The sequence below is a fragment of the Cellulosimicrobium cellulans genome (assembly GCF_042723955.1).
GTDB classification, from domain to species: domain Bacteria; phylum Actinomycetota; class Actinomycetes; order Actinomycetales; family Cellulomonadaceae; genus Cellulosimicrobium; species Cellulosimicrobium cellulans_H.
In genome coordinates this window covers 1-8,257 of record NZ_JBHXIC010000084.1, presented here as the reverse complement: position 1 = coordinate 8,257, position 8,257 = coordinate 1, and the positions used below count along the sequence as shown (strand labels likewise).

The following is an 8,257-nucleotide window of genomic DNA, read 5'->3' as shown; positions in this document are numbered from 1 at the left end:
TCCGCGGGCGCGGCCCCCACCCCGGGCCCGGGCTGCGCGCGCGCCGCGCGCCCCCCCCCCGGCGGGGGCGGGGGGGGGGGCGCGGACGTGGGCCAAACCGCCCCCCACGTCGGCGCGGCGCTCGCCGCGGGCGCGACGCCGGTCCTCGTGCCGACGCCCGTGACGCGCCCCGAGGAGGTCGCTGCCGCGCCGCGCGTCGCGACCGACCTCGCCGACGCCGTCCGCGCGCTCGACGACCGCCTGCCCGGCGCCGCCGCCCCCGACGCCGATCCCACCGACGCCGTCCCCGCCGACCCGGGCCCGCAGGACGGGTCCCGCACCGAGGGGCGCGCGGCATGAGCGCCGACGTGCTCGCCGTGCGCCTCGACAGCGACGGCGACGTCCTGCTCACGGGCCCGGCGATCCGGGCGATGGCGCACGCGACCGCGGCCCGCAGCGGCCAGGTCGACGTGCTGGCGGCGCCCGCGGGGCACGCCGCCGCGCGGCTGCTCCCGGGCGTGCGCGACGTGCTCGTGTTCGACGCACCGTGGTCCGGCTACCGGCCCCCGCCCGTGGACCGCACGCGCGTCCTCGACCTCGTCACGACGCTCGCCGCGCGGCAGTACGCCGCGGCGGTCGTCTTCACCTCGTTCCACCAGAGCCCGCTGCCCGCGGCGATGCTCCTCCGGCTCGCCGGGGTCGAGCACGTCGCCGCGGTGAGCGAGGACTACCCCGGCTCGCTCCTCGACGTGCGCCACACGCGCCCGGCCGGGCTGCACGAGGTGGAGGCGGCGCTCGACCTCGTGCGGGCCGCGGGGTTCGGCGGGCCACCCGACGGGGACGGGCTGCGCGTGCGGCGCCCGCTCCCGGACGTCGCGGACCTCGTCCCCGCCGGGCCGTACGTCGTCGTGCACCCGGGCGCGTCGGTGCCCGCCCGCGCACCGGCGCCCGACCACGCACGGGACCTCGTCGCGGCGCTCGTGGCCTCGGGCCGGGAGGTCGTCGTCACGGGCGGCCCCGGCGAGACCGCGCTCGCCGCCCACGTCGCCGCCGGCCGCGCCCGGGACCTCTCGGGCCGCACCGATCTCGCGGGCCTGGGCGCCGTGCTGGAACGCGCGCGGTGCGTCGTCGTCGGCAACACCGGGCCCGCGCACCTCGCCGCCGCCGTCGGCACGCCCGTCGTGTCCCTCTTCGCTCCCGTGGTCCCGGCCGAGCGGTGGGCCCCCTGGGGGGTCCCGGTGGTCGTGCTCGGCGACCAGCACGCCGGATGTCGCGGCACGCGCGCCCGGGTCTGCCCGGTCGCGGGGCACCCGTGCCTGGGCGGGGTCGAGCCCGACGACGTCGTCGCCGCCGTCGAACGGCTGGAGGTCCCGCACGTCGTCGGGACGCCCGGGTCCCGCCCGGGCCGCACCACGACGCCGTCGGCGGCAGGGGTGGCGCCATGAGGATCCTCGTCTGGCACGTGCACGGCTCCTGGGCGACGGCGTTCGTCGCGGGCGGCCACGAGTACCTCGTGCCCGTCGTCCCCGACCGCGGACCGGACGGTCGCGGTCGCGCGCGGACGTGGGACTGGCCGCCCGGGGCGCGCGAGGTCGCGCCCGCCGAGCTCGCCGACCTCGCCGCGGACGGGGCGATCGACGTCGTGGTGCTCCAGCGCCCCGAGGAGGTCGAGCTGCTGCGCCGCTGGACCGGGCTCGTGCCCGGCCGCGACGTCCCGGCCGTCTACGTCGAGCACAACGCGCCCACCGGCCACGCGGCCGCGACGCGACACCCGCTCGCCGACCTCGACGTCGTCGAGGAGGGCCTCGTCCCGATCGTGCACGTGACGGCCTTCAACGCGCTCATGTGGGACACGGGCGACGCGCGCACGCTCGTCGTCGACCACGGCGTCCCCGACCCCGGCCCCCTCTACACCGGCGAGCGGGCGAGCGTCGGCGCCGTCGTCAACGAGCCGGTGCGCCGCTGGCGCGTCGCGGGGACCGACGTGCTCGTCGGCCTCGGCCGCCACGTCCCGCTCGACGTCTACGGCATGGGCGTCGGCAAGCTCGCCGAGCACCTCTCCGCACCGCCCGGCGCCGCGCCGCACGACCTGCCGCACGGCCTGCACGACGACGTCCCGCAGGCCGCCATGCACGCCCGGCTCGCGACGTCGCGCGCCTACCTGCACCCCTACCGCTGGACGAGCCTCGGGCTCTCGCTCCTGGAGGCGATGGCGCTCGGCATGCCGGTCCTCGCGCTGCCGACGACGGAGGCCCCCGTCGCGGTGCCGGCGGCCGCCGGGCTCCTCAGCTCCCGCCTGGACGAGCTCGCCGCGACGGCGCGGCGCTGGCTCGCCGACCCCGACGACGCACGCGAGCACGGCCGGGCGGCGCGCGCCCACGTGCTCGAGCACTACTCCCACACCGCGTTCCTGCGGCGCTGGGACACGGTCCTGACGGAGGTGACCTCATGAAGATCGCGATGATCTCCGAGCACGCCAGCCCCCTCGCCGCGCTCGGCGGCGTCGACGCGGGCGGGCAGAACGTGCACGTCGCGTCGCTCGCCACCCGGCTCGGGGCCCAGGGCCACCGCGTCGAGGTGTTCACGCGCCGCGACGACGCGTCCCTCCCCGAGCGCGTGCCCCTCGCGCGCGGCGTGGACGTCGTCCACGTGGACGCCGGCCCGCCCGTGCCCGTCCCCAAGGACGACCTGCTCCCCCACATGGACGCGTTCGGCGCGGACCTGCTGCGGCGCTGGATCGAGCCCGGGCCGCGACCCGACGTCGTGCACGCGCACTTCTGGATGTCCGGGATCGCGGGCCTGCTGTCCGCGCCCGCGCTCGGCGTCCCGCTCGTGCAGACGTTCCACGCCCTCGGGTCCGTCAAGCGCCGCCACCAGGGCGCGCACGACACGAGCCCGGCCGAACGCGTCGCCCGCGAGCGCCTGCTGTGCCGCGCGGTCGACCGGATCGTCGCGACGTGCGCCGACGAGGTCGCCGAACTCGTGGCCCTCGGCGCGGACCCCGACCGCATCGACGTGGTCCCGTGCGGGGTCGACCTCGGGCGGTTCCTGCCCGACGCCGACCGCACGGGCCACCTGCACCGCGCGGCCGGGCACCTGCGCCTGCTCTCGGTCGGCCGCCTCGTCGAGCGCAAGGGCGTGGACACGGTGATCGAGGCGCTCGCGGAGCTGCCGGGCGCCGAGCTGGTCGTGGCGGGCGGCCCGGCCGCGGACGCCCTGGCCGACGACCCCGAGGTGCTCCGGCTGCGCGCGGTCGCCGACGCGTGCGGGGTGACGGACCGGGTGCGGTTCGTGGGCAGCGTGACCCAGGACGACGTGCGCGAGCTCATGCACGCCGCCGACGCCGTGGTGTGCGACCCCTGGTACGAGCCCTTCGGGATCGTCCCGCTCGAGGCGGCCGCGTGCGGGCGCCCGGTCGTCGGGGCGGCGGTGGGCGGGCTGCTCGACTCGGTCGTCGACGGGCGCACCGGCCTCCTCGTCCCGCCGCGGGACCCCGGGGCGCTCGCGGCGGCGCTGCGGCGGCTCGCCGACGACCCGGCGTTCGCGGAGCGCCTGGGCTCGGCCGCACGCGTCCGGGCGGAGCACCTGTACGGGTGGTCGACGGTCGCGGCCCGCACCGCCGAGTCGTACGAACACGTCGTGGCCGCGCGCCGCGCCGCGCCGGAGCGCGCGCGCCCGGTCGTCGGCGCCCGCGCCGCGTTGCGGGCGGTGAGCGCACCATGACCGCGCTCGGCCACGGCCCCACGGACGGCCCGCGGGACGCGGCCCGACGCTGGCTGCGCGAGCACGCCGCGGACCTGCACGACGGCCTCGACCTCCTCACCGCCGAGGCGGGCAGGATCGACGCGTGGGGCGCACGGCTCGCCGACACCGTGCTCGCGGGCGGGCGGCTGCTCGTCGCGGGCAACGGCGGCAGCGCCGCCGAGGCGCAGCACCTCACCGCCGAGCTCGTGGGCCGCTTCGACGGCGAGCGCACCCCGCTCTCCGCGATCAGCCTGCACGCGGAGACGTCGAGCCTCACCGCGATCGTCAACGACTACGGCGTCGGCGAGATGTACGCGCGGCAGGTCGCCGCGCACGGGCGGCCGGGCGACGTCCTCGTGCTGCTGTCCACGTCGGGCGAGAGCGAGAACGTGGTCGCCGCGGCCCGCCGCGCGCGCGAGCTCGGTCTCACCACGTGGGCGCTCACCGGTCCGCGGGACTGCTCGCTGGCCGAGGCGTGCGACGACGCGCTCGCCCTGCGCGGGGCGTCGACCTCGTCGGTCCAGGAGCTCCACCTCGTCGTCGTGCACGCGCTGTGCGCCGCGCTCGACGCGCACGTGCGCCACCGGGAGGCGGTCGCTCGGGGCGACGCGCCCGGTGCCCCGGCCGACGGTCTGCCCGGCGAGGCGCCCGTGGACGGACGGGCCGCGCACGAGCCCGCCACGGTGCGAACGTCGACGCCCACGACGGCTGAGGGGCCGCGCGTCGTCGTGGTCGGCGACGTGCTGCTCGACCGGGACGTCGACGGCCAGGTGACGCGCTTCTCCCCCGACGGACCCGTGCCCGTGGTCGACACGCTCGGCGTCCGGCGCAGCCCCGGCGGCGCGGGGCTCACGGCCCTGCTCGCGGCCGACGCGGCGCGCGTGCGCCTCGTCGCGCCGTTCGGCGACGACGAGGCGGGCGGCGAGCTGCGCGCGCTGCTGCGTCCGCGCGTCGACGTCGTGGCGCTGCCCCAGGTGGGCACGACGCGCCGCAAGACCCGCGTGCGCTCGGGCGGGCAGACCGTCGTGCGTGTCGACGACGGCGGCCCGGCACGTCCCGACGACGTGCCCGAGCGCGCCGTCCGCGCGGCGCTCGCGGGCGCCGACGTCGTCCTCGTCTCGGACTACGGGGCCGGGACGACGCACGCCGGGCCGGTGCGCGACGCGCTCGAGCACGCGGCTCGGGAGCGGACGGTCGTGTGGGACCCGCACCCGCGCGGCGGGCCGCCGGTCCCCGGGACCGCGCTCGTCACCCCCAACCTCGCCGAGGCGCTCGACGCCGCGGAGTCGCTCGGTCTGGAGGCGCGCGCCGACGACCCGGGCGGCCTCGCCCGGTCCTTGGCCGCGGCCGGGGGGGTGGCGGCCGTGTGCGTCACCGCGGGCGAGCACGGGGCGTTCGTCGCGCGCGCCGACGGCGAGCCCGCCTACGTGCCCGCGACCGTCGCGCACGGCGACCCCTGCGGCGCGGGCGACCGGTTCGCCTCGACGGCGGCGGTCGCGCTCGCGCACGGGGCCGAGCTCGTCGAGGCGGTCGTCGCCGCCGTCGCCTCGGCCTCGGCCTGGGTCGCGGCCGGCGGCGCCGAGGGATACCGGCGCCGCGCCGACGTCCCGGGTCGGCGCACGCCGGACGCGGCGCGGGACCCGGTGCCGGACCGCGCGGCCGGTGTCGTCGGGGCCGCCTCCGACGCGGCCTCGCCGCAGGACCCGGGCGGGCCGGAGGCGGTGGCCGCGCGGCTGCGCGCGGCGGGCGGCACCGTCGTCGCCACCGGCGGCTGCTTCGACATCCTCCACGCCGGCCACGTCGCGACGCTCGAGGCGGCCGCACGCCTCGGCGACCACCTCGTCGTGCTGCTCAACGGCGACGTGTCGGTGCGGCGGCTCAAGGGGCCGCAGCGCCCCGTCGTCGGGCAGGCCGACCGCGCGCGCGTCCTCGCCGCGCTCGACTGCGTCTCGGCCGTCGTCGTGTTCGACGAGGACGACCCGCGCGCCGCGCTCGACCGCCTGCGCCCGGACGTGTGGGCGAAGGGCGGCGACTACACCGAGGAGACGCTGCCCGAGGCGGAGGTGGTCCGGCGCCACGGTGGCCGGGTCGTCGTCCTGCCCTACGTCGACGGTCGCTCCACGACCTCGATCCTCGAACGCTCCGGGCGGTTCGCGCCCGGGCTCCCGACCCTGACGGAGGAGACCACCGCATGACCCCGACCACGTCGACCACCCCGTCCACCCCGTCCACCCCGTCCACCCCGTCCACCCGGCAGCCCGACCCGGCCCTGGTCCCGCGCGAGCTCGGCACCGTCTACGTCACGGGAGGCGCGAGCGGCCTGGGCGCGGCACTCGTCGACGCCGTGACCGCGGCGGGCGGGAAACCCGTCGTCCTGGACCGGGTCGCACCTGCGGGCGGCGTGCCCCACGCGGTCGTCGACCTGTCCGACTCCGCCGCGGCGGCCGCGGCGGTCGAGCGCCTCGCGCTGGAGGTCGGCCCGCCCGACGCCGTCGTGACGGCCGCGGGCACCGACGCGTGCGGACGGCTCGACGAGATCGACGTCGAGACGTGGGAGCGCGTGGTGCGCGTCAACCTGTTCGGCACGGTCGCCGTCGTCCGGGCGGCGCTGCCCTTCCTCGAGGAGCGCCGCGGGACGGTCGTCACCGTCGCGTCGACCCTGGGCCTCAAGGGCGTGTCCGACGCGACCGCCTACTGCGCGTCCAAGTTCGCCGTCCGCGGGTTCTCCCAGGCGCTCGCCGCCGAGCTCGCGGGACGCGTCGGCGTGACGTGCCTCGTGCCGGGCGGGATGCGCACCGCGTTCTTCGACGGCCGCACCGAGCAGTACAAGCCCGGCCCGGACGCCGACCTCAACGACCCGCGCGCGACCGCGGCCGCCGTCGTCACCGCGCTGCGCCAGCCCGTCGGCTGCGAGATCCGCGAGATGCTCGTCATGGCGTCCGGCGAGACGTCGTGGCCGTGACGGCGGGCGCGACGGAGCTGGCGCCCGACCTGCCGGGGCTCGCCGGGCAGGACGAGGGCACCGTCCTCGTGCTGCGCGCGCTCGGGCTCGGGGACGCGCTGACCGCGGTCCCGGCCCTGCGGGGCGTGCGGCGCGCGTGGCCCGGGCGCCGCGTCCTGCTCGCCGCGCCGGAGGAAGTGGGCGGCTGGCTCCGCGACCTCGGCCTGGTCGACGGCGTGGTGCCCGCGCGGGGCCTCGCACCGCTCGCGTGGGTCGAGGAGTCCGAGGCGGTGACCGGCGCTCCGCCCTCCGGGCACGTCGCGGTGAACCTGCACGGCAGCGGGCCGGAGAGCCACCGCGTGCTCCTCGACACCGCGCCCGCGCACGTCGTCGCGTTCGCGTCGCGCGAGGTGGGGGTCGCCGGGCCTGCGTGGGACCCCGACGAGCACGAGGTCGACCGCTGGTGCCGGCTCGTCACGGCCGCCGGCGGCGCGTGCTCGCGGGAGGACCTGCGGCTCGACCCACCGGCGTCGCGTGGGCGCCACGTCGTCGTCCACCCGGGCGCCGCGTCGGGGTCGCGCCGCTGGCCCGCGAACCGCTTCGCCGCCGTCGCACGCGACCTCGCCGCCGCGGGGCACGACGTCGTCGTGACGGGTGGCCCCGACGAGCGCGACCTGTGCGCGCGCGTCGTCGCGGACGCCGCCGCCTCCCTCGACGAGGCGGCACGCGCCGCGGGCACGGTGACTGACACCGCGGGCACGCTCGACCTGCCCGCGCTGGCCGACGTCGTCGCGACGGCTCGGCTCGTGGTGTGCGGCGACACGGGCGTCGCGCACCTCGCGACGGCCTTCGGCACCCCGTCGGTGGTCCTGTTCGGGCCGACCCCGCCGTCGGCGTGGGGCCCGGCGATCGACCCGGAGCGGCACACCGTGCTCTGGCACGGCGACGACGCGACGTCCGCGCAGCCCGGCGGGCACCGCGGCGACCCGCACGCCCCCACCCTCGACCCGGCGCTCGACCGGGTGACCGTCGACGAGGTCGTCGAGGCCGCGCGCTCGCTCCTCGCGGCACCGGAGGTCGACGCCGAGATGCGTGCGGGCAGCGAGGTCCGGAGGGTCGAGCCATGACCTCTCCCGACCTCGATCTCCGCACCGACGGAAGGACCGCACCATGACCGGCCCCACCTCCCCCGATCCCGACCCCCTGGACGCCTCGCACCGCTCCAGCGCCGCCGACTTCTCGGCGAGCGGCGACGTGCAGCCCGGCGAGACGCCGCCGGCGGAGGACCAGGTGAGCGCGCCGCAGGGCCACGAGGAGCACGGTCCGCACCGGGCGGTGCCCTGGGTGTGGATCGGCGTCGTCGGCGCGGTCGCGGTCCTCGGGGCGCTGTTCTTCGTCGGCTACGCCGTGGGACTGCTCGACTGAGGCCGGCCCGCCCGCGCGGCGGAGACCCCGAGCGAGCGCACGTCCCACCCGGCCGCGCGCCACCGGGCGACGGGGGGGGCGGGGGGCGCGGGCGACTGGCCCCTGGCGGGGGGCGCCGGCCGCGGGGGGCGCGCCGGGGGGGGGGGCGGCGCGGGGCCCGCCGCGGGG

The 8,257-nt window shown here is 79.1% G+C and carries 8 protein-coding genes; all 8 read left to right on the top strand.

The genetic code is table 11. The annotated features are described in order from the left end of the window. The first annotated feature begins 87 nt into the window (after window positions 1-87). The 8 genes from ACFWH7_RS17540 to ACFWH7_RS17505 are packed head-to-tail and all read left to right on the top strand — an operon-like array spanning window position 88 to window position 8,089. Entirely contained in the window at window positions 88-339 is a 252-nt protein-coding gene (locus ACFWH7_RS17540) for a hypothetical protein (RefSeq protein ID WP_378218361.1), read from the top strand. Next, window positions 336-1,424 (top strand): glycosyltransferase family 9 protein, encoded by a 1,089-nt coding sequence (locus ACFWH7_RS17535; protein ID WP_378218358.1) that lies wholly within the window; start codon window positions 336-338, stop codon window positions 1,422-1,424. Before ACFWH7_RS17540 ends, ACFWH7_RS17535 begins: the two co-directional genes overlap by 4 nt. Further along, window positions 1,421-2,431 carry a glycosyltransferase gene (locus ACFWH7_RS17530; RefSeq protein WP_378218356.1) on the top strand — a complete coding sequence of 337 codons (1,011 nt, stop codon included), beginning with the start codon at window positions 1,421-1,423 and terminating at the stop codon, window positions 2,429-2,431. The genes ACFWH7_RS17535 and ACFWH7_RS17530 overlap by 4 nt, the downstream gene beginning before the upstream one ends. Continuing rightward, window positions 2,428-3,702, top strand: coding sequence for a glycosyltransferase (locus tag ACFWH7_RS17525; RefSeq protein ID WP_378218353.1), 1,275 nt, complete (start codon window positions 2,428-2,430; stop codon window positions 3,700-3,702). The genes ACFWH7_RS17530 and ACFWH7_RS17525 overlap by 4 nt, the downstream gene beginning before the upstream one ends. Further along, the gene (locus ACFWH7_RS17520) at window positions 3,699-5,918 is read left to right on the top strand and encodes a PfkB family carbohydrate kinase (RefSeq protein WP_378218351.1); all 2,220 of its coding nucleotides are present in this window, start codon (window positions 3,699-3,701) and stop codon (window positions 5,916-5,918) included. Before ACFWH7_RS17525 ends, ACFWH7_RS17520 begins: the two co-directional genes overlap by 4 nt. Beyond that, complete coding sequence (locus tag ACFWH7_RS17515) at window positions 5,915-6,685, top strand: SDR family oxidoreductase (protein WP_378218349.1); 771 nt, start codon at window positions 5,915-5,917, stop codon at window positions 6,683-6,685. Before ACFWH7_RS17520 ends, ACFWH7_RS17515 begins: the two co-directional genes overlap by 4 nt. Beyond that, a complete protein-coding gene (locus ACFWH7_RS17510) occupies window positions 6,676-7,791 on the top strand; it encodes a glycosyltransferase family 9 protein (protein ID WP_378218347.1) in 1,116 nt (371 codons plus the stop codon). Before ACFWH7_RS17515 ends, ACFWH7_RS17510 begins: the two co-directional genes overlap by 10 nt. A 43-nt stretch (window positions 7,792-7,834) precedes the next feature. After that, complete coding sequence (locus ACFWH7_RS17505; protein WP_378218345.1) at window positions 7,835-8,089, top strand: DUF6480 family protein; 255 nt, start codon at window positions 7,835-7,837, stop codon at window positions 8,087-8,089. Window positions 8,090-8,257 lie beyond the last annotated feature (168 nt).

Excerpts from the sequence above, each read along its gene's own strand:
- ACFWH7_RS17530 (WP_378218356.1), top strand. The coding sequence starts at position 1,421 with ATGAGGATCCTCGTCTGGCACGTGCACGGCTCCTGGGCGACGGCGTTC.
- ACFWH7_RS17535 (WP_378218358.1), top strand. The coding sequence starts at position 336 with ATGAGCGCCGACGTGCTCGCCGTGCGCCTCGACAGCGACGGCGACGTC.
- ACFWH7_RS17505 (WP_378218345.1), top strand. The coding sequence starts at position 7,835 with ATGACCGGCCCCACCTCCCCCGATCCCGACCCCCTGGACGCCTCGCAC.
- ACFWH7_RS17515 (WP_378218349.1), top strand. The coding sequence starts at position 5,915 with ATGACCCCGACCACGTCGACCACCCCGTCCACCCCGTCCACCCCGTCC.
- ACFWH7_RS17520 (WP_378218351.1), top strand. The coding sequence starts at position 3,699 with ATGACCGCGCTCGGCCACGGCCCCACGGACGGCCCGCGGGACGCGGCC.
- ACFWH7_RS17525 (WP_378218353.1), top strand. The coding sequence starts at position 2,428 with ATGAAGATCGCGATGATCTCCGAGCACGCCAGCCCCCTCGCCGCGCTC.